The sequence below is a fragment of the Micromonospora sp. NPDC047812 genome, from assembly GCF_040704175.1.
GTDB lineage: Bacteria > Actinomycetota > Actinomycetes > Mycobacteriales > Micromonosporaceae > Micromonospora.
The window spans coordinates 157,825-180,922 of the sequence record NZ_JBEYRY010000006.1 but is presented as its reverse complement, the minus strand read 5'-3'; the positions used below and the strand labels follow the sequence as shown (position 1 = coordinate 180,922).

Below are 23,098 nucleotides of genomic sequence, written 5' to 3'. Positions count from 1 at the left end.
CCGACCCGGGACCCGACGGGGGTCGTACCGGTGACCTGCTCGCTCACGGCGTCACTCTCCTCTGCGGCGCGGCCCCGCGCAGGACCAGCGCGCTGTTGAAACCGTCGAAGCCGCGGGCGCAGACCAGCGCCAGCCGGCTGCGCGGTCGCCGGTGCTCCCGCAGGAAGTCCAGCTCACAGCCCTCGGCCACCTCGTCCGGCCCGGCGGAGGCCGGCAGCGTGTCGTGGCCGAACGCGAGCAGCGCGGTGGCCACGTCCAGCGCCGAGCCGCCCTGGTGCGCGCGGCCGGTCAGCGGCTTCTGGGTGCTCACCGGGGGCGGCCGGTCGCCGAAGACGGCGCGCAGCGCCGCGGCCTCGCTGCGGTCGTAGCGGGGCACGCCGAGCGCGTCGGGCAGCACCACGTCGACCGTCTCCGCGCCGACACTCGCCCGGTCCAGGGCCAGCCGCATGGCGCGGGCGTACTGCCCGGGGTCGCCGGCGGAGTCCGGTCCGGTGTGGACGGCGTCGTGGGTGGCGCCCCAGCCGGTCACCTCGCCGTACACGCGGGCGCCCCGCGACAGCGCGTGGCCCAGTTCCTCCACCACGAACACCGCGCCGCCCTCGGCGGGCAGGTAGCCGCTGGCGGCGGCGTCGAACGGCCGGTAGGCCCGCTCCGGGTCGGCCACGTCGCTGAGCATCCCCGAACGCAGCTGGCAGGCCAGGGCGTACGGGCTCAGCGGACACTCGGTCGCCCCCGCGATCACCACCGGCGTGCCCCGGCGCACCGCCCGCGCGGCGTGCGCCAGGCTGTCCAGTCCGCCGGCGGCCTCAGCGACCAGCACCCCGCACGGGCCCTTGAACTGGTGGTGGATGGAGAGCTGGCCGACGCTGGCCGCGTAGAACCAGGCGATCGACTGGTACGCCCCGACGGTGCGCGACGGCCCGCCCCAGAGCCGTTGCAGCTCCCGCTGCCCGAACAGGTTCCCGCCGGAGGAACTGGCCAGCGCCACGGCGTAGCCGTACGGGTCGGGGGCCCGCTCGGGCAGGCCGGCGTCGGCCAGCGCCAGCCGGGTGGCGGCGAAGCCGAGGTGCGTCCACCGGTCGGTCTGCACCAGGCGGCGGTTGTCGGCGTACGCGCCGGCGTCGAAGTCGGGCACCTCCCCGCCGTGGCGGGTGGGGTAGCCGGCGGGGTCGAACAGGGTGATCGGTCCGGTGCGGCGGGTGCCGGCGAGCACCGTACGCCAGTGCGCGTCCACGCCGATCCCGCTGGGCGCGACGACGCCGATGCCGGTCACCACGGCCCGCGCGGTCACGGCAGCACCCGCCCCGGCAGCCGGCGGAACACCATCGCCGACTGGAAACCACCGAACCCGCTGCCCACCGAGAGCGCCACGTCGACCGGCAGCTCCCGCGCCTCGTTCGGGACGTAGTCCAGGTCGCACTCCGGGTCGCGGGTGCTCCAGTTGGCCGTCGGAGGCACCACGCCGAACTCCACGGCCAGCGCGCACGCGGCCATCTCGATCGAGCCGATCGCGCCGAGCGAGTGCCCGACCATCGACTTGATCGAGCTGATCGGCACCCGGTACGCGGCCTGCCCCAGCGCCCGCTTGAACGCGGCGGTCTCGTGCCGGTCGTTCTGCCGGGTGCCCGAGCCGTGGGCGCTGATGTAGGAGACCTGCTCGGGGGCGATGCGGCCCTGCTTCAGCGCGGCCGAGATGGCCAGCCCCATCTCCAGCCCGTCGGGCCGCAGCCCCGTCATGTGGTAGCCGTTGCTGCGGCTGGCGTAGCCGGCCACCTCGCAGTAGACGTGCGCCCCGCGGCGCCGGGCGTGCCCGGCCTCCTCCAGCACCAGCACGGCCGCCCCCTCGGCGAGGACGAAGCCGTGCCGGTCGGCGTCGAACGGGCGGGAGGCGTGCGCCGCGTCGTCGTTGTCCGGGCTGGTCGCCTTGATCGCGTCGAAGGAGGCGACGGTGACCGGGGAGATCGGCGAGTCGGCGGCCCCGGCCAGCACGATGTCGGCCTCACCGTCGGCGATGAGCTGGTGGGCGTACCCGATCGCGTCGATGCCGGAGGTGCAGCCGGTGGAGACCACCTGCGCGGGGCCGTGCAGCCCGTGCCGGCACGCCACGTCGGCGGCGAGGCTGCTGGGCACGAGCGCCTGGTAGAGGTACGGGCCGCCACGCCCGGCGTCGACCAGCCACCGGCTGCCGGCGTCGCTGACCGTGACGTACTCCTGCTCCAGGGCGGTGGTGCCGCCGACGGCGGTGCCGAGCACCACGCCGGCGCGGTCCCGCTCGGCGTCGGTCAGCTCCAGGCCGGAGTCGGTGACGGCCTCGGCGGCGCAGGCGAGGGCGAACTGCACGTACCGGTCGGCGCGTTGCCGCTCGGCCGCGGTGAGGCCGGCGGCGACCGGGTCGAAGTCGCACTCGGCGGCGATCTGGGAGCGGAACGGCGAGGGGTCGAAGAAGGTGATCCGCCGGGTCGCCGTACGCCCCTCGGTGACGGTCTTCCAGAACCGGTCCCGGCTGGCGCCGCCGGGGGCGACCACCCCGACGCCGGTCACCACCGTGCGGCGCCCGCTCACGGCGACACCTCGGTTCGCGACTGCGGGGCTCGCAACCCCGGCTCGCTCCTCGCGCTCACGGCCTGCCCCGCTGTTCGACCAGCTCGGTGTCCACGTGGCCGAGTTCGGGCCGGGGCGCCAGCGGTCCGAGGTGGAAGACCACCTCGGCCGGTTCGTCCCCGGTGTTGCGCAGCCGGTGCCGGACGTTGCGCGGCACGAACAGCGCCTCTCCGGCGGCCAGCGGCACCGGCTCGTCGTCCAGGTCGACGGTGATCGCACCCCGCGCCACGTAGAGGAACTCCTCGCTGTAGGGGTGGTAGTGCTCGGCGATCCGCTCCCCCGGGCGCAGCGTCGCCACCCCCATGAAACCCGAGGTGCTGCCGACGGTCTTCGGGCCGAGCAGCACCCGCAGCTCGCCGCCGCGGCGGCCGTCGGGCGCGACGTCGGCGGCGGCGACCAGCCGCAGGGTCCGCTCACTCACCGCCGGCTCCCGTCGCCCGGTCGGCCCCGGCCAGCCGCTCGATCTTCTCCTTGATGACGGCGAGCTGCACCGCACTGTTGGCGTTGATCCGGTCGGTCATGCCCGCGTCGTCCACCGGCGCGGTGGGCTTCATCGCGAAGTCCTGCACCCAGGTCATCCGGGTCCCGCCGGGCTCCTGGTCGTAGCGCCACTGGATGCGCATGTACTCGAACGGCCCGGTCTCCACCCGCCGCGCGTCGACCTGCCGGGTGACCGGGTCGGCGGTGCGTTCGCTGACCCAGCTCCACACCGTGCCGTTCTCGTCGGGGTGCATGGTGAGCCGGAACCGCACCGTGTCGCCGTCGCGGTGCAGGATCTCCGCCCGGGCGTACTCGGTGAACAGCTGCGGCCAGTTGGCGACGTCGTTGGTGACGTCCCACACCAGCGACAGCGGCGCGGCGATGAGGACGCTGTTCTCCGTGTGCCCGGGCGTCCCGGCGCGGCGGCCGACCAGCTCGGCCACACCCGCGATGCTGAGCTGCCCGGCCTGTTCGGGGATCTGCACCCGCCACCGGTCGGCGACCACGGCGGAGAGTTCGAGCAGCGCCAGCGAGTCCATGCCGAGTTCCTCCAGGGACGCGGCCGGGGCGCGGGCGGCGGCCTCGGCGTCCAGCCCGCAGTTGGCCACCAGGATGTCGGTGATCTCAGCGGTCAGCGGACGGCCATGGGTGACGGTCATCAGAGCCTCCTGTGGTGTGCGTCGGGCGGGCCGGCGAGCAACTGCTCGACCAGGCCGGTGGAGTAGCGGCCCTTGCGGAACCCGGCGTCGTCGAGCACCCGCCGGACGAACGGGATGGTGGTGCGGACCCCGGGGCCGGCGATGTCGAACTCGTCGAGGGCGCGTTCCAACCGGTTCAGCGCGAGTTCCCGGTCCGGTGCCCAGACCGCAACCTTGGCCAGCAGGGAGTCGTAGTGCGGGCCGAACAGGTAGCCGGCGTAGCCGTGCGTGTCAACCCGGGTGAACGGGCCGCCGGGCGGGACGAAGCGCTCCAGCCGGCCGGGCGTCGGCGCGAAGCCGCGGTCCGGGTCCTCCACGTTGACCCGGCACTCGATGGCGACCCCGTGCGACCGGACGTCCTCCTGCCGCCAGCGCAGCGGCACCCCCGCGGCGATGTGCAGCTGCTCGTGCACCAGGTCGATCCCGGTGATCATCTCGGTGACGGGGTGCTCGACCTGGATCCGACAGTTGATTTCCAGGAAGTGGAACCGTTCGTCGGGGTCGACGAGGAACTCCACGGTGCCGGCGCCGGTGAAGCCGGCGTGCAGCGCGCCGCGCAGGGCGCACTCCGCGATGGCCTCCAGGGTGCCGGCCGACAGTGCCGGGGCCGGCGCCTCCTCCACCAGCTTCTGGTGCCGGCGCTGCACCGAACAGTCCCGGGTGCCCAGGTGCACGCCGTTGCCGTGGGAGTCGCACAGCAGTTGCACCTCGACGTGCCGGGCACCGGTCAGGTACCGCTCCACGTACACCCGGTCGTCGCCGAAGGCGGCCTGGGCGGCGGCCCGGGTCCGCGCGTACGCCCGGGGCAGCTCCGCAGGGGTGGCGACCACCGTCATGCCCCGGCCCCCGCCGCCGGCCGCCGCCTTGACGATCACCGGATAGCCCACCTCGGCGGCGACCTCCGCCGCCGCGGCGGCGGTGGGCACCGGCGCGACGCTGCCCGGCGGCAGGGGCAGCCCGGCCCGGCGCATCAGCGCCCGCGCCGAGGACTTGTCGGCCAGCACGGACATCACCTCCGGCGGCGGGCCGATGAAGATCAGGCCGTTGTCGGCGCAGATCTCGGCGAAGTCGGCGTCCTCGGAGAGGAAGCCGTAGCCGGGGTGCACCGCCTGCGCGCCCACCTGCCGGGCCGCCTCCACGATCGCCGCCGCGTTGAGGTAGCTGCGCCGGCTGGCCGGCGGCCCGATCCGCACGGCCTGGTCGGCCAGGCGCACGGCGGCGGAGTCGGCGTCCGCCGTGGAGTAGACGACCGCCGTACGCACCCCCAGCTCGCGACAGGCACGCAGCACCCGCAGGGCTACCTCCCCCCGGTTGGCGATCAGCACCTTCTCGAACATCGCGGCCCGCCCCCTCAGACCGGATCCAGCGCGACCAGCGGCTGGTCGTACTCGACCGGGTGGCCGTCGGCGGCGAGGACCTCGACGACCCGGCCACCCCGGTCGGCGGTCACCTCGTTCATCAGCTTCATCGCCTCGACGATGCCGACGACCTGTCCGGGACGGACCAGGTCGCCGACGGCGACGAAGGGCGCGGCGCCCGGCTCCGACGCGCGGTAGAAGGTGCCGACGATGGGCGAGCGCACGGCGTACCGGTCGGGCCGTGGCGCGACGGGCGGCGGGGGCCCCGGGGGCGCCGCCGCGGGCGCGGCGCCGGCGGGGGCGTCGTGCCACTCCACCTCCAGCACCGTGTCCCCGTTGCGCAGCCGCACCCGCCGCAGCGGGCCGGCGAGCTCGGCGACGAGGTGCCGGGCGTGCCGCCGCAGCCCGGCCAGCACGGCGTCCACCCCGTGCCCCGCCTCCGCCGCGACGCCGGAGGCCGGCTCCGCGTCCCACGCCACCTGCGCGCCGGACGTCGGCTCCGCGTCCCACGCCACCTGCCCGCCGGACGCCGGCTCCACGTCGCGCGCCACCCGCCCGGCGGGGGCGGGATGCGCGTCGGGTGCCGGGTGCGCGTCGGGGGCGGCCCGCGTGCCGGGCGTCGGCCGCACGGCGGTCGTCGCCTCCGTGCCGGGCGACGCCGGCGGGGCGTCGACCGGGATGCCGCCGGCGCTCACCGGGCACCCGCCCGGGCGCCGAGGCGGGCGGCGCCGAAGCGCCGGAAGCGCTGCCGCCGGCGCCGGACCAGCGCGGCGGGCGGCACGTCGAGCAGCGGCAGCAGATGCGCCAGCACCGCCTCGCGCAGCGCCCGGGCCGTTGCCTGCGGATCGTGGTGGGCGGCCGGGGCCGGCTCGGGGACGAGGTCGTCGACGATCCCGAGCCGGCACAGGTCGGGGGCGGTCAGCCGCAGCGCGCGGGCCGCCTGCGGCGCGGCGCCCCGGTCCGGCCAGAGGATCGCCGCGCAGCCCTCCGGGCTGATCACCGAGTAGACGGCGTGCTGGAGCATGAGCACCCGGTCGGCCACCGCGAGAGCCAGCGCACCACCGCTGCCGCCCTCGCCGGTGATCACGGCGACGACGGGGGTGGGCAGCACGGTCAGGGCGAGGATGTTCTCCGCGATGGCCGCGGCCTGGCCCTGTTCCTCGGCCCGCACACCGGGATCCGCCCCGGGGGTGTCGACGAGGGTGACCACCGGCAGGCCGAGGCGGGCGGCGAGACGCATCAGCCGCAGCGCCTTGCGGTGCCCCGCCGGGCTGGCCATGCCGAAGTTGCGCCCGACCAGCTCGGCGGTGGTGTGGCCCTTCTGGTGCCCGATGACCATGACCGGCCGCCCGTCGAGCCGGGCCAGCCCGCCCACCACGGCCGGGCAGTCCGCGCCGAGCCGGTCGCCGTGCAGCTCGACGAAGCCGTCGAACGCCGTCTCCAGGTAGTCCAGCGTGGTCGGACGGCCCGGGTGCCGGGCCAGCCGTACCGTCTCCCAGGCGTCGCCGTCCGGGCCCGGCGCCGTCGTGGCGGCGGTCCCGCCGGCCGGCCGCGCCACCAGCGGCGACGGCTCCTGCCGGGGTACGCCGGGACGCGACGCCGGCCGCCGCCCGGCCCGCGCGGCGGCGAGCAGCGCCACCAGCCGGCCCCGCAGGGCGTGCCGGGGCACCACCATGTCGACCTGGCCGTGCCGGAGCAGGAAGTCGGCGGTCTGGAAGCCCTCCGGCAGGTCCCGGCCGGTGACCTGCCGGATCACCCGGGGGCCGGCGAAGCCCATCCGCGCCCCGCTCTCGGCGAGCAGCACGTCGGTGTTGGTGGCGAACGAGGCGGCCACGCCCCCGTACGTCGGGTCGGTGAGCACGCTGACGGTGAGCAGGCCGGCCTCCCGCAGCCCGGCGATCGCCTGGCTGACCGTGGCCATCTGCATCAGCGACAGGGCGCCCTCCTGCATCCGCGCCCCACCGGAGGCGGTGACCAGGACCAGCGGAACCCCGTCGGCCAGGGCCCGCTCGGCCGCCAGGGTGACCAGCTCCCCCACTACGCAGCCCAGGCTGCCGCCGAGGAACCGGAAGTCCATCACGGCGAGCACGCACGGATGCCGCCCGACGGCGGCGGTACCGCAGACGACCGCCTCGTCCAACCCGGTGCCGGCCCGCGCCGCGGTGAGCCGGTGCGGGTACGGCAGCAGGTCGACGAAGCCGATCGGGTCGACCTCGGCCGGCCGCTCCGGCAGGGCGGTGAACGACCCCGGGTCGACGAGTTGGCGCAGCCGCTCGGGCGCGTCGACCCGGGCGTGCGCCCCGCACTCGGGGCAGACGTCGAGGTTGCGCCGCAGCCGCTTGCGGTACAGCAGGGTGGCGCAGCCGCCGCAGCGGGACCAGAGCTGCCCCTCGCGGGGCGCGGTGGCGGTCACGACGACCGCCCGACGGGCGCGGCGTCGAAGCGGTAGAAGCACTGGGCCATCGCGTCGCGCGGCTCCCGCCACGTCGGCAGGTACGGCGACACGTACGGCCGCAGCCGGGCGCTCACCCGAGCGAACTCGGGGTGTCCCCGGGCCGCCTCGACCGCTCTCCCGCCCGGCGCCTCCGTCTCCAGCAGGTGCACGTACAGGTCACCCAGCCGGTAGAGCGACCGGTGCCGGACACCGACCAGGCGCGGCAGTTCGGTGGCGTCGGACTCGGCGAAGATCTCGGCGACACGCGCCTCGGCGCTCGGCACCACCTTCGCGACGATCAGCGAACGGTCCATGCACGGGCCTCCCTCCACGGCATCCGGCGTCGGTGACGACGGCACCGGCCGAGCCGGACGACTGGCGACACGATCCGGCCCCGGGCGTCACGGCGGCGTCACCGGCGACCGCCGGGCGGCGACGCAGCTTCCGTGACGCTGCGTTGACGCCACCTGTGCATCCGCTGTGCGCCACCGATCATCCGACGTGGACTATCCGCAGTTAGGAAGGGTTCTCGTGGGACGCCGACAGGCAAGCGCGATCCTGCACAGGATATTGACCGAGAGTGACCACAATTGATAATCTTCGTCACGGTCAGCCCGGCGGCCGCGGTGTGCGACGCCGTGCCGCGGCGGAGCGATCCGACAGTGGGGTCATGGGCAGCCGCGCCGGGGACAGCAGACGAGTCGGGACGTGCGTTCCGCAGGGGGTGCCGCCGTGGCCGCTGATCGATCGACGCCGACCACCGATTGCCGTGCCGACGCCGAGATCTCCCTGCACCTGCTGGGCGGGTTCCGGCTGCTGCACGGCGACACCCCGGTCGTGGTGCCGCGCGGCCTGCAACGCGTCATCGCGCTGATCGGGCTGCGCCCCGGCGCCACCCGCAGCAACCTGGCCGGCCTGCTCTGGCCGGACACGCCGGAGGACCGCGCGCTGTCCTCCCTGCGGACCGCGCTGTGGCGGCTGCGCCAGGATCCCTGCTGCCCGATCACCACCTCCGGCGACACGGTCTCCCTCGGCCCGGTCGTGCGGGTGGACGTCGACGCGCTCGTCGGCACGGCGGCGCGGGTACGCGAGGGAGACGACCCGTGCGCCGCCGCCGCGCTCGCCGCCGGCCGGCACGACCTGCTCCCCGGCTGGTACGACGACTGGGTGCTGGCCGACCGGGAGCGGCTGCGCCAGCTGCGCCTGCACATGCTGGAGGAACTGGCCGGCCAGCACCTGTCGGCGGGCCGCCACGGCGCGGCCCTGGAAGCCGCGTTGGAGGCGATGGCCGCCGAACCCCTGCGCGAGACGCCGCACCGGCTGGTGGTCCGCATCCACCTCGCCGAGGGCAACGCCTTCGAGGCCGTGCACGCCTTCTACGTCTACCGCGACCTGCTGCTGCGGGAACTGCGGCTGGAGCCCTCGGCGGCGATGACCGCCCTGCTCGACGACACCCTCGCGCCGATCCGCGAGGCCACCCGCACCGCCCCGGCCGGGCCCCGCCGGGCGCCGTCCACCCGGATCGCGCCCCACGCGCGCTGAGGCGGCGTCACCGCCGCGGCGGGGCGAGTGACGGACAGGTGACAGTCGTCGGGGCACGGTGGGCCGCACAGCAGTCCGTGGTCTCCGACGTGCTCGCGGAGCGCCACCGACGAGAGGGGTCCCATGAGCCGTCTTCTGATCGTCAGCAGGATCATCCCGGGCGCGGAGGGACGCGTGGCGCAGATCTTCGCCGAGTCCGACGCGACCGAACTGCCCGCCCTGACCGGGGTCCGGCACCGGTCCCTGTACTGCCTGCACGACCTGTGCGTACACCTGATGGAGACCGCCGACGTGGCCCCGGACGCGTTGGCCGACGCCCGCAACCACCCGCTCTACCGCCAGGTCAACGAGCGGCTGTCCGCGCACACCACGCCGTACCTGCCGACCTGGCGCTCGCCGCGCGACGCTATCGCGGGCTGCTTCTACCGGTGGGACGCCGCCGACGCGGCGGCGTCGTCGCAGCCAGCCGGCTGAACGGGCGGTCGCCATGTCCTCCAGACCACCCCATGTCCTGATCGTCGGGGCCGGCACGGGCGGGCTGTGCCTGGCGCACGGCCTGCGCCGGGCCGGCATCAGCGTCGCCGTCTACGAGCGGTACCGCACCCGCGGCGAAGGGCTGCTCGGCTACCGGGTCGGCATCGGACCGACCGGTAGCCGCGCGTTGCGCGAGTGCCTGCCACCCGCCCTGTTCGACGTCTACCTCGCCACCTGTGCCCGCTCTCCCCGCTACTTCAACGTCATCACCCAGGGCATGCGGCGCACGGCCTCGTTCACGCTCCGGCCGGACACCGACCCGGTGAACACCGAACGGTCCGTCGCCCGGATGACCCTGCGCCAGGTCCTGCTCACGGGCATGGAGGACGTCGTCCACTTCGACAAGGCCTTCATCCGGTACGACCAGCGCGACGACGGCACCGTGACCGCGCACTTCGCCGACGGCAGCACTGCCACCGGCGACCTGCTCGTCGCCGCGGACGGCACACACTCGGCGGTACGCCGCCAGTACCTGCCGCACGCCGTCACCCGCGACGCCGGCACCATCAACATCGCCACCCGGATCCCGCTGACCCCGCACACCCGGGGGCTGCTGCCCGAGCGGATCGAACAGGGCATCTCGCTGATCTTCGGTACCGGCGGGATGATGGGCGTGCTGCACGTGATGGAGTTCAAGTGGGACCGCGACGGCGCGCTCAAACCCGGCGTCGATCCCGCCGACGCCGAGCTGCTGCGCGGCTGGCCAGGGCTGCGCCACGACAACACCCGCGACAACATCAACCTCGTCGTCTGGAGCACGGCCCGCCGGTTTCCGCCCGACGTCATGCAGCTGCGCGGCGAGGACCTGGTCCTGCTCGCCCTGCGGCTCACCCGCAACTGGCACCCCGATCTGCGCGAACTGCTCGCCCGCAGCGACCCGGGCAGCGCCCTGCCCATCAAGGTGGCCACCAGCGAGCCGGTGCCGCCCTGGAAGAGCAGCACCGTCACCCTGCTCGGCGACGCCATCCACACGATGACGCCGGGACGCGGGGTGGGCGCCAACACGGCCCTGCGCGACGCCGCCCTGCTCTGCCGCCAACTGCGGCTGGCCGCCACCGGCGACAAGACGCTGCTCCAGGCGGTGGCCGACTACGAGGCCGCAATGGTGCCGTACGGGTTCGCTCGGGTCGCCGACTCGCTCAACCGCAGCGGCACCAGTGGGGACGACCGGATGTACAAGCCGGTCGTCGGCCGGCTCGCGCTGCTCGGCGCGCGGGGCTACTTCGGCGTCACCAGCCGAGTGCCCCGCCTGGCGCGCCGGTTCGTCGACGACTTCTACAGCTACCGGGGCGAGGAGGACTGACCGTCCGACCGGGACCCCGGCGCCGCCAGTGGGCGCCGGGGTTTCCGCGTACCCGCCTGACCGCGCGGACGTGGGGACGGCGACCCTCCGTCACCCCGAGGGACACCGCCCGTCGCGACCCGTTGCGCCGCCACGGTCGGCACCCGGTCCAGCCTGTCGGCGTCATCGGGCGTGTGCGAAGCTGCGGCGAGTTTTTCTCGCGGGTTTCCGGACGTGAACGATAGGGAGGTTTGCCGTGGCGTGGTCTTTCGGGCACTGGCTGATACTGATCGTGGCTCTGGTGGTGGGTCTGGCGGGCGGCTGGTTCTGGCGCGGCCGGCAGGACGCGGCGGCCGCCACCCACGGCTCCCCCATGGTGGACGGTGACCCGGTCGCCGGCATGACCGCCGTGGTGGTCGACCCGCCTCCCGTCGCCACCCTGGACGAAGCGCGCCCCGAGGTGACCGTGGACCCCGCGCCGGACGCGGTCGCCGACCGCGTCCCCGCCGCGCCCGGGGCCGACGCCGACCCGCGCAGCACCGACACCCCGCCGGCCACGGTCGTCGCGGCCGACGCGTCCCGGGCCGACGACGTCGACCCGGCCGACATGGCGCTGACCGGCGACCCCGTGCCGGCGCCCGACACCGACCCCGTGCCGTCCGACACCGCCACCGACGCCCGACCGGAGCACGAGGTCGTGCTGCCGGTGGCCGCCCACGTGACCGGCCCCGTCGACCACCGACCGGCGGAGGAACCCGCCCCGACCGCCGACGCGGACTCCGCCCCGACCGCCGAGGCGGAGCCTGTCCCGACCGCCGAGGCGGAGCCCGTTCCCTCCGCCGAGGCTGAGCCCGTTCCGGCCGCCGTCGCCTCGGCGCCGACGGGCGCGATCCCGACCCCGGCCGAGCCGGAGACCGCAGCCGTCCCGACCACCGCCGGCCCGACCGAGCCGGAGTCGACCACCGTCGCCCCGACCGGGTCCGACACCGCGCCCGCGCCCACCGCCGACGGCCCGACCGAGCCGAAGCTCGCGCCCGTTTCCGTGGCCGTCTCCCCCGTCGAGCCGGAGCCAACCGACGCACCGGCCGAGCCGGCCACGCCCGCCGCCACCGCGCCCGAGCCGGCCACGCCCGCCGCCACCGCGGCCGAGCCGGCCACGCCCGCCGACGCACCCGCCGGGGCCGAGTCGACGCCGGCCGACGCACCGGTTGAGCCGGTGGTCGTTCCGGCACCGCGCGGCGAGGTGGACACCCCGGCCGCAACCGACTCCGACGCCGCCGACGACTTCCGCCGGATCCAGGGCGTGGGCCCGAAGATGGCCGCGGCGTTGCAGGCGGCCGGCATCCGGACGTACCGGCAGCTGGCGGAGCTGGACGAGGCCGCGCTGCGGGAGACGATCCGGGCGGCCGGGCTGCGGGCCGCGCCGAGCCTGGCGACCTGGCCGCAGCAGGCGAAGGTGCTCGCCGGCGCTCCGCAGGAGGCGGCCGCCGCCCTGCCGACCCCGGTGGGCGGCACGAACGCCTGACCGGCCTCACCCCGGCTGCCGTACTTCCCGTCGGCGCCGGACGGCGGTACCCGGGTGGATCGGGTACCGCCGCACGACCGACCTGCCGTCGCCGACATCGCGGCGCCCCGTTCGCCGGGCGCCGCGATGTCGGCGTTCCGGGCCGCAACGCGAGCGGAGGACCGCGCATCGGCCCGCCGCCGGCGCCGGCAGGTCGGCGATCGGCCGCGCCTCCGTGCTCTCCAGCGTCAACGTGTGCTGGACGGCTTCGGGGTCGGCGGGCTGCCGGTCCCACGCGCCGCCACCCCAGCCCTCGCCCGCCGCCGACCCGGCCCCGTCCGCCACCCGTCGGCCGTCCGCCGCGCCGGCGCCCTCGGCGCCCGGCACCGTTAGCCGTTCGTCGCGATTGGGTACAACGCCCATCACCTCGAACCACCACACCCTTGCGGAGGCAGCGATGCGCGGCACGTCGATATTCGGAGTCCTGGTCGTCATCTGGCTGATCATCGGCGCGGTCGCCGCCGGGCAGCGCGGCTACTACAGCGGCGACGACACGAACTGTGCCGAGGCCGGCACGATCCTGGTGACCATCGTCGCCGGGCCGCTCAACTACATCGGGGCCAACCCGAAGGTCGACTGCGAACTGCCCCAGCCGTCCAAGTAGGACACACTCCTCCGGCCCGCGCCCACTCGGGGCGCGGGCCGAGCCGTGTCCGGAGACGCGTCTCCGCCAGCCGTCCAAGTAGGACGCACTCCTCCGGCCCGCGCCCGCTCGGGGCGCGGGCCGAGCTGTGTCCGGAGACGCGTCCCGCCCGCGCCGACGCCGGTCCGGCCGGCCGTGTCCCTCCCCCGCCGTCCGTCTGTTTGCGTCGGACCGGTGGGGCCGGGTCCGCGCGCGATGCGCCACACCGCGTACGGCATCCTAGGAGGCTGGGTCATCGGTGCGGGTATCCCGGGTCCCGCCTCGGCGGCCCGACGTTTGTCGGGACTCGCCGCGGGAACCGGCGTTGCGCCACCAGCGCCGCACGGGACGGGAGCACCGGCATGAGGATCGGCTACAAGCTCGCCTCGGAGGGGTACGGACCGCAGGAGATCATCCGCCAGGCGGTCCGGGCCGAGCAGGCCGGCTTCGACTTCGTCGAGATGAGCGACCACTTCCACCCGTGGCTCGACACGCAGGGGCACTCGTCGTTCACCTGGAGCGTGCTCGGGGCGGTCGCGGCGAAGACCGAGCGGATCGGCCTGGCAACCGGGGTCACCTGCCCGACCGTCCGGTACCACCCGGCGATCATCGCGCAGGCCGCGGCGACCATGGCGCTGGTCTCCGACGGCCGGTTCACCCTCGGCGTCGGGGCCGGGGAACGGCTCAACGAGCACGTGGTGGGTCAGGGCTTTCCCAGCGTACGGGGCCGACACGAGCGGCTCCGCGAGGCGCTGGAGATCATCCGGCTGCTCTGGCAGGGCGGCTACCGCTCGTACGAGGGCAAGCACCTGCACCTGGAGGACGCCCGGATCTTCGACCTGCCGGAGACCCCGCCGGTGATCGCGGTCGCCGCGAGCGGCCGGTCCTCGGCGACGATGGCGGCGGAACTCGGCGACGGCCTGTTCGTCACCGAGCCGAAGGCCTCGATCGTCGAGCACTACCGGCAGGCCGGGGGCGACGGCCCTCGCTACGCCGAGGTGCCGATGGCCTGGGCCACCGACGACCAGCAGGCCGTGCGGGCGGTGCTGGAGACCAGCCGGTGGATGGTGACCGGGTGGAAGGTGATGAGCGAGCTGCCGAACCCGGTCAACTTCGACGCCGCGAGCGCGTACGTCGAGGAGCACCACGTCCGGGAGCTGTTCTCCGTCGGGCCGGACCCGGAGGCGCACGTGGCGGCCGTCCGCCCGTACGTCGAGGCCGGCTACGACCACGTCGTGCTGCAGAACGCCGGCCCCGACCCGGACGGCTTCCTCGACTTCTTCGCCGGCGACCTCGCCGGCCGGCTGCGCGCCCTCGGCTGAGCCGTCCGACGCGCGGGGGCGCGTCCGGCACCGCCCGCCGCGATCGCGATGATCGCCGACGGGCGGCCGGACGCGCCCCAAGGTCGGGGCGGGCCGTCCCGGCCGGGACGATCCGCCGACCGGTCAGCGGAAGCAGTTCGCCACCGGCACCCTGCTGCCCTCGCAGTTGGTGGGCTCGTTGTCGATGATGTCGGTCTCGTCGTCGACCTTGACGCGGGCCTTGTCGACGAAGAGGCCGCCCGGCTTCACGATGGCGACGTTGCCGGCGATCCGGCTGGCGTAGAGGGAGACCTGGCCCAGGGACGCGAAGACGCCGCCGCCCGTCGACGCCGCGCCGACGGCGTGGTTGCGGTCGACCTCGCTGCGGCGCAGCAGGAGGTTCGACTTCTGGACGTGGATCCCGCCGCCGGAGCCCCGCGCCGTGTTGCCCGACACGACGCTGTCGTCGAGCGGGACCAGGCCCTGGAAGGTGGAGATGCCGCCGCCGTTGCCCGTGGCGGTGTTGTCGCGCACCTCGAGGCCGCGCAGGAAGATCAGCGCGTCCGAGTTGGCGATGCCGCCGCCGGTCTGGGCGGTGTTGCCCAGCACCTTCGTGTCGGCGACCCGGGTACGGGCCGAGAAGCTGGCGACCCCGCCGCCCTGCGCCGCGTTGTTGCCCGCGAAGGTGCTCGAGTGCACCTCGGCCGCACCCCGGTAGTTGGCGAAGCCACCGCCGTACGCGACGGCGCTGTTGCCCCGGAACCGCGAGGTCTCCAGGCTCAGCACGCCACCGTTGAGCAGGCCCCCGCCCTTGCCCTTGGTGCCGGCGGCGTGGTTGTCGACGAACGTGCTCCCGGTGACCACCAGGTGTCCGTCGTTGAAGATCCCGCCACCGCCCCCCTCCGCCGAGAGGGAGGTGCTGTCGACGATCGTGGTGCGCTCGACCACGGCGGACGCGCCGTGCACGACGTGGATGCTGCCGCCCTCGGCGGCGGAGAGGCCGTTGCGGAGCACGACGTCGGACAGCGTCAGTTCCCCGCCGTCGCGGACGGTGAAGAACCGGAACGCCTCGGCGTGCACACCCCGGACGATGGTGGCGCCCTCGCCCCGGATGGAGATCGGGTGGTAGATGACGGGCAGCCCGGCCCGGTCGTGCTGCGGGTTGCGCGGGGGCGCCTCGGCGTCGCCGGGGTTCTCGGCGCTGTCGGCGGCCTCCCGGGCGTCGCGGATCCCGCCGTCGTACTCGTCGGGCTGCTGGAAGGCGTGGGTCAGCTCGTACGTGCACTTCGACGCCAGCCGCAGGTGGGCGCCGCCCTCGGCGTTGGCCCGGACCAGCGCCGAGATCAGCTTCGCCGGGTCGCACGGCACCGCGACCTCCGCGTGGGGCCCCTGGCCCGGCCGTCCGGGGCGGCCGTCCTCCTTCCCGCCGCGCCGCTCCTCGCGGGCGTGGTCGCGGTCCTCGACGGCGTCGCCGCGGTCGCGCTCACCGGAGTGGTCGTCGGCCCACAGCGCCGGCGAGGCGGCGGGCAGGTTCCGGTCGGCGGCGACGGCGGCAACACCCGGGAAGCCGGCCGCCCCCGCCACCAGGCTGCCCGCCACGAGGCCGCCGGCTAAGAACCACCGCGACCGCCGCCCGGGTGGTGCGGCCCGCCGGCCCCCTTGATACGTCGTCATCAGGCTTCCCCTGCCTCTCGCGCATGCGTGACACGGCCGCGTCGAACGGGACGCGGGGCGGCTGACGTCGCGACAGCCACCGAAGGTCACGATACGGACGAGAATCGGGCAAGTCCGTCGAACATGAATAAGCGTACTATTCACCTCGACGGGCACGAAGGGGCGCAGGTCCCCTCAGCCGCCGACGTGGATGCCGGGCCGGCGGGCGGGGTCCGGCTCGGACTTGCGGATGATCTCCCGTACGACGGGCGGGGTGTCGCCGCGGCCGAGGATCAGGTAGCGCAGCAGGTGCCCGAGCGGGTTCCCCTCCGACCACTCGAAGTGCGCGTGCGGGCGTACGCCGGTGGCGTCGCGCAGCGCCAGCAGGATCGCCGCGATGGCGTTGGGGACGGCCGGACTGCCGGCCCGCAGCACCCGGAAGCCACCCACCTGGACGCCGTGCACCCGCAGCACCTGGCTGAACTCCGACGGGTCGACCACCTCGATCTCCAGGAAGAGGATGTCGCCCTCGCCGGGCACGGGGTTCATCCCCCGCTGCGCCCGCTCCTTGACCGTGTACTCCTTGACCGCGCCGGCGGCCCGCTTGTGGGCGATCAGGTGCAGCCGGCCGTCGTGCGCGAGTGACTCGGCGATGAACCGGCGGGCCGGCTCGTCGAACTCGATCCGTTCCGTGCGCAGCTCGGTGGTCCGGGTCACCCGGGAGACCAGCGAGACGACCACGATGCCGAAGACGAACAGCGCGGAGATGGCGATGCCGTCCGGCTTGGCGATGACGTTCTCGGCGAGCGCGTACAGCAGGACCAGGGTGAGCACGGCGAAGCCGCCGGCCGCGACGCGCTGCCGGCGGCGGGCCGCGGAGATCGTGACCGCCACGGCGGCGGAGACCATCATGGCGAGGATGCCGGTGGCGTACGCCCCGGCCTGTGCGTTGACGTCGGCCCGGAACACCAGGGTGATGGCGACGCTGATCATGGTGTAGACGATCACGACCGGCCGCACGGCCCGGGCCCACTCGGGCGCCATGCCGTAGGTGGGCAGGTAGCGGGGCACGATGTTGATCAGGCCGGCCATCGCGGAGGCGCCGGCGAACCAGAGGATCAGCACGCTGCTGAGGTCGTAGACGGTGCCGAACGCCTCCCCGAGGCGCTCGTGGGCGAGGTACGCCAGCGCCCGGCCGTCAGCGGCCCCGCCCGGCTCGAACTCCCGGGCGGGGATGAGCACGGTGGTCACGAGGGTGGTCGAGACCAGGTAGACCGACATGACCAGCGCGGCGGTGGTGAGCAGCCGGCGGGTGTTGCGGATCCGCGCCGCCAGCCGCGCCTCGCGGTCCGCGCCCCCGCCGGCCACCAGCGGCATCATGCTCACCCCCGTCTCGAAGCCGGAGAGCCCCAGCACCAGCAGCGGGAACGCCAGCACGGCGGTCACCGCCACCTCGCCGGGGCCACCACCGACGGTCAGCGCGGCGGTCCAGTCCGACAGCGCCCGCGGGTCCGTCGCGATCCCCACCAGCCCGTCGGCCACGATCAGCGCGTTCAGGGCCAGGAAGACCGCGACCAGCGGGACGGCCACCACGACCGCCTCCCGGAAGCCGAGCAGGAACACCCCGCCGAGGACGAGCAGCAGGACGACGGTGACGCCGACGGCGACGCCGGTGCCGCCCACGCCCTCGGGCATGTGCGGGTTCTCCAGCAGGTGCACGGTCGCGTCGGCCGAGGAGAGGGTGATCGTGATGATCCAGGAGGTGGCCACGAACCCGAGCAGCACCAGCACGAAGATCTTGCCGCGCCAGAACGGCAGCAACCGCTCCAGCATCGCCACCGAGCCCTGCCCGTTCGGGCTCTCCCGGGCCACCCTGCGGTACATGGGCAGCATGCCGAACAGCGTCAGCGCGACGATGAGCAGGGTGGCCAGCGGGGAGAGCGCCCCGGCGGCCACCGCCGCGATCCCGGGCAGGTACGACAGGGTGGAGAAGTAGTCGACCCCGGTCAGGCACATGACCTGCCACCAGGGGTGCGAACGGGTCTGCCCCTCCGCCGCCTCGGGGCCGACCGGCTGCACGCGGTACGCGAACAGCCACCGGCGCAGCGGGCTCAGCGGCGCGGCGGGCCGGGTGGGGCTGGCCTGCGCCTCCGGGACGGCGACGGGGCGCCCGGCGCGGTCGCCGGGACGGGTCGGGTCCCGGGCGGCGCGCAGGTCCCGTGGCGGGCCGGCGGGCGGCGGCCGGCGACCACGCGTGCGCCGCGACCTCGGCCCGTGCTCGTCACGCATGTCCCGTCCCCACCCTCGGCGGTCCTGACCCGACCGTAGGCGGTCGCCGGCCGGCCGCCCGCCCGAACGGTGAAGCCGGGACGGCTCAGTCGCCGTCGCGGGCGGCCAGCACCCGGACCAGGGCGTCGGGATCCGCCACGGTGACCGTCGCCCCGGGGTGCCGCAGCCACCCGCCGGGCAGCAGGGCGGGCACCGGCTCGGCGAAACGCAGGCAGAGCCCGGCCGCGGTGCTGCTGGCGAAGGTGACCCCGGCGTCGGCCAGCGAGAGGCGCACGCCGATCCCCCGCCACCAGCGGTACGGGCCGGTGGGTGCGGCGTCGACGACGTTGCGCCGGGCGGTGCGCAGTTGCCACGGGCCGAACCGGACCACCAGCTCGGCCCGGTCGACGGCGACCCAGGCGGTCGCCGGCCGGACGCCCACCAGCGCGAGCGCCGGCCGGAAGACCGGGTCGAAGCGGAACGCGAACCGGTGCGCCCCGCCGGTCATCGCGCGCCGCCCCGGCCGGTGGGGCGGGCGGCGCCCGGTCGGGCGGGACGGGGCGGGGCGACGGGCCGGGGACGGGGTCGGGCGGCGGGCCGCCGGGCCGGGTGACTCATGGCGCGGGCGTACCCCGTGCGGGCCGGCCGACACCCCCCGGGCCGGCCGACCCGCGAACCCCCGCTCCCCGCCCCGGCGTACCCCCGCGGACGGTCCCCGCCGGATCGGGCCCGACGCCCCCCGGCTGACGGGCCCGATCCGGCGGGGACGCGTCCCCGCGCTCCGCCGGGTGCCGGATGCGGAGCGCGGGGACCCCCCGTCACGGCTACTGCAGGAACGCCCCGAGGGGCGAGAGCAGCAACCGACCGAGCGCCGCGGCGGTGTCGTCCAGCCGCGCGCGCTCGCACTCGTGGGCGGCCGGGTCGTGCCGGCACCGCCAGATCTTCTGCGCGTTGCGCCAGGCGACGTCGCGCGTGTACTCGACCAGTTCCCCCTGGTACCAGTCGTCGATGTCGCCGTTGAGCATGTCGATGAGCAGCTGCCACCGCTCCAGGTAGCCGCGCCGCAGACCGGGGATCTTGTCCGCGAAGATGTTGTTGATCTCCAGGTAGTCGCGGTGCTGGTCGGTGCCGTCCACCGGCTCCGACTCCAGGCTGTCGAACGTGGTCACCAACGCGAACGGCAGGTCGAAGTTGATGTGCGCGTTCACCCCGGCGGCGGCCGACGGCAGCGGGCGGGCGTCCGGCCCGCGCATCCGCTGGAACAGGCAGTCCCACGCCTTCGGCGTGCCCGGGCTGGCGTCGGTCCACAGCCGCATCGCGTCGAAGTAGCGGGCGGCGAACTCCACGTCGAGCCGGGACAGGAAGACCGGGTCGGCGAACCGGTCGTCGTAGAGGCCGTTCAGCACGCTCTCGGTGATCGTCAGGTACAGCCGGTTGAAGTCGGCCAGCGGGCAGCTCGCCTCCAACGGAGGCAGCCGGACCAGCAGGTCCTGGAGCTTGGTGAGGTGGTCCACCACCGCCGGCACGTCGGCGGGATGGTCGGCGAGCAGATCGACGATGTCCCGATGTACGGGCCCCCACACCGGTTCGGTCATCTCTCCTCCACAACGGTTCCCGGCACCCCCCGTGCCGTCGGCGACGCAGCACAGACTGCCAGCCGGCGACGGCCGGCCGGATCAGTAGAACGACGTATCCCGCCGCGCGTCAGTCGCCCTTGTTGCGTAGGAAGATCGCGCTCGCCTGTACGCGGGTGCGGACCTGGAGCTTGTCGAAGATGTGCGAGACGTGCACGCCGATGGTGCGCTCGCTGATGAACAGCCGCTGGCCGATCTCCCGGTTGGTGAGCCCCTCGGCGACAGCGGCGAGCACCTCCCGCTCCCGGGCGGTCAACGACGCCAGCTCGTCGCCGTCCGCCCCGGCGGCCGGACCGCCGGTGGCCGGACGTTCCTCAAGCGACACCCGCGCCCGGCCGGCGAGGGTACGGATCTCCGAGGTCAACGGCACCGCGCCGAGCCCCTGCGCCACCTCGTACGCCTGCCGCAGCAGCTTGGCCGCCGTGGCGCTGCGGCTGCGCCGGGCCAGCAGCGCCTCGGCCTGCCGCAGCCGCGAGTAGGCCGCCGGGTAGGGGTGGTGCCGGCGGTCCCACTGCGCCACCGAGCGGGCCCACAGCTCCGGGTCGCTGCTGTCGAGGCGGCTCACCTCGGCGGCGCACAGCGCCAGGAAACCGTCGACCACGTCGCGCACCGGGCGGGCGGCGTGCTCGCTCTTGCGGGCGACCCGGTCGGCCACCTCCCGCAGCCGCCGCACCGCGGTCCCGTCCACGGCGATCGTGCGGCCGGCGTGCGCCTCGGCCTCGGCCCGCAGGCCGTGCCACACGAGCGCGGCGAGGATGCCCACGTCGTCGGAGCGGCTCTCGGTCAGGCCGCGCTGCACCGCCTGCCGGGCCAGGTCGTGCCGGCCCTGCCACATGGCCAGCCCGGCCCGCAGGGTGAGCAGCGGGATCACGTGCCGCGCCCCGCCGCCGGCGAGCATCGTGGCGACCGCGTCCAGGTCGCGGTCGGCGGCCTCGATGTCGCCGTAGCCCACCGACAGCCGGCAGCGCGCCAGCAACAGCTCCACCGCGTCGGCGCCGGAGGGGCGGTGCCGCAGCGCCGCCGCGACGACCTTCTCCGCCTCCGCCCACTGGCCGACCCGGAACAGCCCGTTGGTGGCGATGGCCAGCAGCCGGGTCTCGTACGTGCGGCCCAGGCCGAGCTCGGCCACCCGCTCGGCGCCCCGCCGGGCCACCACGACGCCCTCCTCCAGGACGTTCAGCGGGCCGGTCAGCAGCTCCGCCAGGTGCAGGTACGCGCACGCCACGTCCTCCGGGCGACCCGAGCGCTCGGCGGTCTCCAACGCGCGGCGCATCACCGCCAGCCCGGCGTCCGGGTCCTCCAGGTACGCCTCGGAGAAGCCGAGCGCGGCGCTGGCCAGCACCACCTCCGACGTGGAGCCCGTCACGTCGGCGGAGAGCTCCAGCGCCTCCCGGGCCCGCCGGCCGGCGTCGGCGTAGCGGCCGAGGTGCAGCAGCAGCTCGGCCAGGTGCGCCGCGGCCGTGGCCCGCTCCCGGGGCGTGCAGTCGGCGGCCTCCAGGGCACGCTGGTACTCCGCCTCCGCCGGCGCCGACCGGCCGGCGGCGGCCAGGTAGCGGGCCCGACGGATGTGCAGCGCGCAGGCCGACGGGTCGGTTTCGGCGGCGGCCAACTCCTCCAGCAGCGCCAGCGCCCGGGCGTGCTCGCCGCAGTGGTGGGCGGCCTCGGCGGCGTGCCCGAGCAGCGTGACCCGGTCCACGTCCGGCGGCGCGACGCCCGGCGAGGCGGCCAGCCGCAACGCGACCGACCAGTGCCGGTGCGCCTCGGCCCAGCCGTGCAGCCGCTCGGCCTCCCGGGCCGCGGCCATCGCCGCCGGCAGCGCCCGCGCCGGCTCGCCGGCCCGCCGCCAGTGGTGCGCCAGGCGTGCCTGGTGCAGCTCCGCCGGGGCCGCGGTGAGCGCCTCGGCGTAACGGCGGTGCAGGGCGGCCCGCTCGGCCGGCAGCAGCTCGTGCTCCAGCACCTCGGCCACCAGCCGGTGCCGCAGCCGGTAGCCGTCGTCCGCGCTGACCAGCAGCCGGTGGGCGACCGCCGCCCGGGCCGCCTCGATCAGCTCGTCCTCGGGCAGCCGCACCACCCGGGCGAGCAGCCAGTGCTCCACCGGCTCGACGCCGGCCGCCACCGCGTGCACCACGGTGTGCGCGTGCTGCGGCAGCGCGTCCACCCGGGCCAGGAAGATCTCGCGCAGCGTGTCGGAGAGACCGTCCCGCCCGTCGCGCAGGTCACGGGCCAGCTCCTCCACCACGAACGGGTTGCCGCCGCTGCGCTGCCACACCAGCTCCGCCGCCTCCGGGCTGAGCGCCCGCCCGACCACGGCCGCGGCGAGCCGGTCGGTGCCGGCCCGGTCCAGCGGGGCCAGGTCGAGCACCCGCACCGTACGCAGCCGGCGCAGCTCGGTGAGCACCCTGCGCAGCGGGTGCGCGCCCTGCAACGACTCGGCCCGCACCGCCGCGAGCACCGACAGCTGGAGGTCGCCCAGCCCGGCCAGCAGGTAGAGCAGCAGCTGGCGGGTGCTCCGGTCGACCCACTGGAGGTCGTCCAGGACGAGCACCAGCGGCCGCCCCTCGGCGATCAGGTGCAGGCCCCGCGAGACCCGCTCCAGCAGCGCCCCGGCACCGTCCGGGCCGGCGGTCTCCTCAGCGAACACCCGCAGGAGACCACGGACCGCCGAGGAGGTCCGGGGCTCAGAACCGGTCAGTTCGGCGTCGAGGCGGCGCAGCGCCTGGAGCAGCGGGTGCAGGGGCGACGCGTCGCCGATGTCCAGACAGGAGCCGGTAAGCACCAGGGCCCCGGCGTCGCGCAGCCGGGTGCCCACCTCGCGCAGCAGCCGGGTCTTGCCGACGCCGCTCTCGCCGGTGAGGAAGACGGCGGCGGTGTTGCCCTGCGTGACGTCGTCGAGCAGCACGGACCGTACCGTCGTCACCAGGTCGGCCCGGCCGACGAGTGGTGCGGTGTCCACTTCGCTGGCCATGGACGCAGCCTAGTCACAGGGCCCCGCACCGTTCTACGGGTCTTTCGCGCCCGCGGTACTCCTCGCGTCGACATTGCGACCGAAGGTTGCGCACCGTCGACATACGTCGTTCGGCAGATCCCCCGTCGGCGGATCGGTGACAGTGTCCGAGGCGTCGTCAGC

Annotated in this window: 19 protein-coding genes; 6 read left to right on the top strand and 13 right to left on the bottom strand. The window is 75.3% G+C overall.

The window, feature by feature from the left end; translation table 11 throughout:
* Positions 1-43: 43 nt before the first annotated feature.
* The 8 genes from AB0883_RS22705 to AB0883_RS22670 form a co-directional block, all read right to left on the bottom strand.
* Positions 44-1,291: a beta-ketoacyl synthase N-terminal-like domain-containing protein gene (locus AB0883_RS22705; RefSeq protein WP_366643187.1), complete on the bottom strand. Its 1,248-nt coding sequence runs from the start codon at positions 1,289-1,291 to the stop codon at positions 44-46.
* Positions 1,288-2,562, bottom strand: coding sequence for a beta-ketoacyl-[acyl-carrier-protein] synthase family protein (locus tag AB0883_RS22700; RefSeq protein WP_366643185.1), 1,275 nt, complete (start codon positions 2,560-2,562; stop codon positions 1,288-1,290). Before AB0883_RS22700 ends, AB0883_RS22705 begins: the two co-directional genes overlap by 4 nt.
* A gap of 55 nt (positions 2,563-2,617) precedes the next feature.
* Positions 2,618-3,022: a cupin domain-containing protein gene (locus AB0883_RS22695; protein WP_366643184.1), complete on the bottom strand. Its 405-nt coding sequence runs from the start codon at positions 3,020-3,022 to the stop codon at positions 2,618-2,620.
* Positions 3,015-3,740, bottom strand: a complete 726-nt coding sequence (locus tag AB0883_RS22690; RefSeq protein ID WP_366643183.1) for an SRPBCC family protein — start codon at positions 3,738-3,740, stop codon at positions 3,015-3,017. The genes AB0883_RS22695 and AB0883_RS22690 overlap by 8 nt, the downstream gene beginning before the upstream one ends.
* The gene (locus tag AB0883_RS22685) at positions 3,740-5,116 is read right to left on the bottom strand and encodes an acetyl-CoA carboxylase biotin carboxylase subunit (protein ID WP_366643182.1); all 1,377 of its coding nucleotides are present in this window, start codon (positions 5,114-5,116) and stop codon (positions 3,740-3,742) included. Before AB0883_RS22685 ends, AB0883_RS22690 begins: the two co-directional genes overlap by 1 nt.
* Positions 5,117-5,130: 14 nt before the next feature.
* Positions 5,131-5,688, bottom strand: a complete 558-nt coding sequence (locus AB0883_RS22680; protein WP_366643363.1) for a biotin/lipoyl-containing protein — start codon at positions 5,686-5,688, stop codon at positions 5,131-5,133.
* A gap of 140 nt (positions 5,689-5,828) precedes the next feature.
* On the bottom strand, positions 5,829-7,550 hold the full coding sequence (locus AB0883_RS22675; RefSeq protein ID WP_366643180.1) for an acetyl-CoA carboxylase carboxyltransferase subunit alpha: 1,722 nt from the start codon (positions 7,548-7,550) through the stop codon (positions 5,829-5,831).
* Positions 7,547-7,885, bottom strand: a complete 339-nt coding sequence (locus AB0883_RS22670; protein WP_366643179.1) for a TcmI family type II polyketide cyclase — start codon at positions 7,883-7,885, stop codon at positions 7,547-7,549. The genes AB0883_RS22675 and AB0883_RS22670 overlap by 4 nt, the downstream gene beginning before the upstream one ends.
* A 418-nt stretch (positions 7,886-8,303) precedes the next feature.
* On the opposite strand from AB0883_RS22670, the gene AB0883_RS22665 reads away from it, so the two are divergent.
* The 6 genes from AB0883_RS22665 (at position 8,304) to AB0883_RS22640 (ending at position 14,437) form a co-directional block, all read left to right on the top strand.
* Positions 8,304-9,113: a BTAD domain-containing putative transcriptional regulator gene (locus tag AB0883_RS22665; protein ID WP_366643177.1), complete on the top strand. Its 810-nt coding sequence runs from the start codon at positions 8,304-8,306 to the stop codon at positions 9,111-9,113.
* 123 nt (positions 9,114-9,236) lie between these two features.
* On the top strand, positions 9,237-9,587 hold the full coding sequence (locus tag AB0883_RS22660; RefSeq protein WP_121398742.1) for a TcmI family type II polyketide cyclase: 351 nt from the start codon (positions 9,237-9,239) through the stop codon (positions 9,585-9,587).
* A gap of 13 nt (positions 9,588-9,600) precedes the next feature.
* The gene (locus tag AB0883_RS22655) at positions 9,601-10,950 is read left to right on the top strand and encodes an NAD(P)/FAD-dependent oxidoreductase (protein ID WP_366643176.1); all 1,350 of its coding nucleotides are present in this window, start codon (positions 9,601-9,603) and stop codon (positions 10,948-10,950) included.
* Positions 10,951-11,185: 235 nt separating this feature from the next.
* Positions 11,186-12,454: a helix-hairpin-helix domain-containing protein gene (locus tag AB0883_RS22650; RefSeq protein WP_366643174.1), complete on the top strand. Its 1,269-nt coding sequence runs from the start codon at positions 11,186-11,188 to the stop codon at positions 12,452-12,454.
* 436 nt (positions 12,455-12,890) lie between these two features.
* Positions 12,891-13,097: a hypothetical protein gene (locus AB0883_RS22645; RefSeq protein WP_091630565.1), complete on the top strand. Its 207-nt coding sequence runs from the start codon at positions 12,891-12,893 to the stop codon at positions 13,095-13,097.
* Positions 13,098-13,477: 380 nt separating this feature from the next.
* Entirely contained in the window at positions 13,478-14,437 is a 960-nt protein-coding gene (locus AB0883_RS22640) for a TIGR03557 family F420-dependent LLM class oxidoreductase (RefSeq protein WP_366643173.1), read from the top strand.
* 123 nt (positions 14,438-14,560) lie between these two features.
* Here AB0883_RS22640 and AB0883_RS22635 read toward each other — a convergent pair whose 3' ends face one another.
* The 5 genes from AB0883_RS22635 to AB0883_RS22615 form a co-directional block, all read right to left on the bottom strand.
* Positions 14,561-16,090 carry a hypothetical protein gene (locus AB0883_RS22635; RefSeq protein ID WP_366643171.1) on the bottom strand — a complete coding sequence of 510 codons (1,530 nt, stop codon included), beginning with the start codon at positions 16,088-16,090 and terminating at the stop codon, positions 14,561-14,563.
* 174 nt (positions 16,091-16,264) lie between these two features.
* Positions 16,265-18,358 (bottom strand): amino acid transporter, encoded by a 2,094-nt coding sequence (locus tag AB0883_RS22630; protein WP_366643169.1) that lies wholly within the window; start codon positions 18,356-18,358, stop codon positions 16,265-16,267.
* A gap of 85 nt (positions 18,359-18,443) precedes the next feature.
* Positions 18,444-18,845 (bottom strand): hypothetical protein, encoded by a 402-nt coding sequence (locus AB0883_RS22625; protein ID WP_366643168.1) that lies wholly within the window; start codon positions 18,843-18,845, stop codon positions 18,444-18,446.
* Positions 18,846-19,161: 316 nt separating this feature from the next.
* Positions 19,162-19,932, bottom strand: a complete 771-nt coding sequence (locus AB0883_RS22620) for a DUF5995 family protein (RefSeq protein ID WP_366643167.1) — start codon at positions 19,930-19,932, stop codon at positions 19,162-19,164.
* Positions 19,933-20,041: 109 nt separating this feature from the next.
* A complete protein-coding gene (locus AB0883_RS22615; protein ID WP_366643166.1) occupies positions 20,042-22,936 on the bottom strand; it encodes an AAA family ATPase in 2,895 nt (964 codons plus the stop codon).
* Positions 22,937-23,098 lie beyond the last annotated feature (162 nt).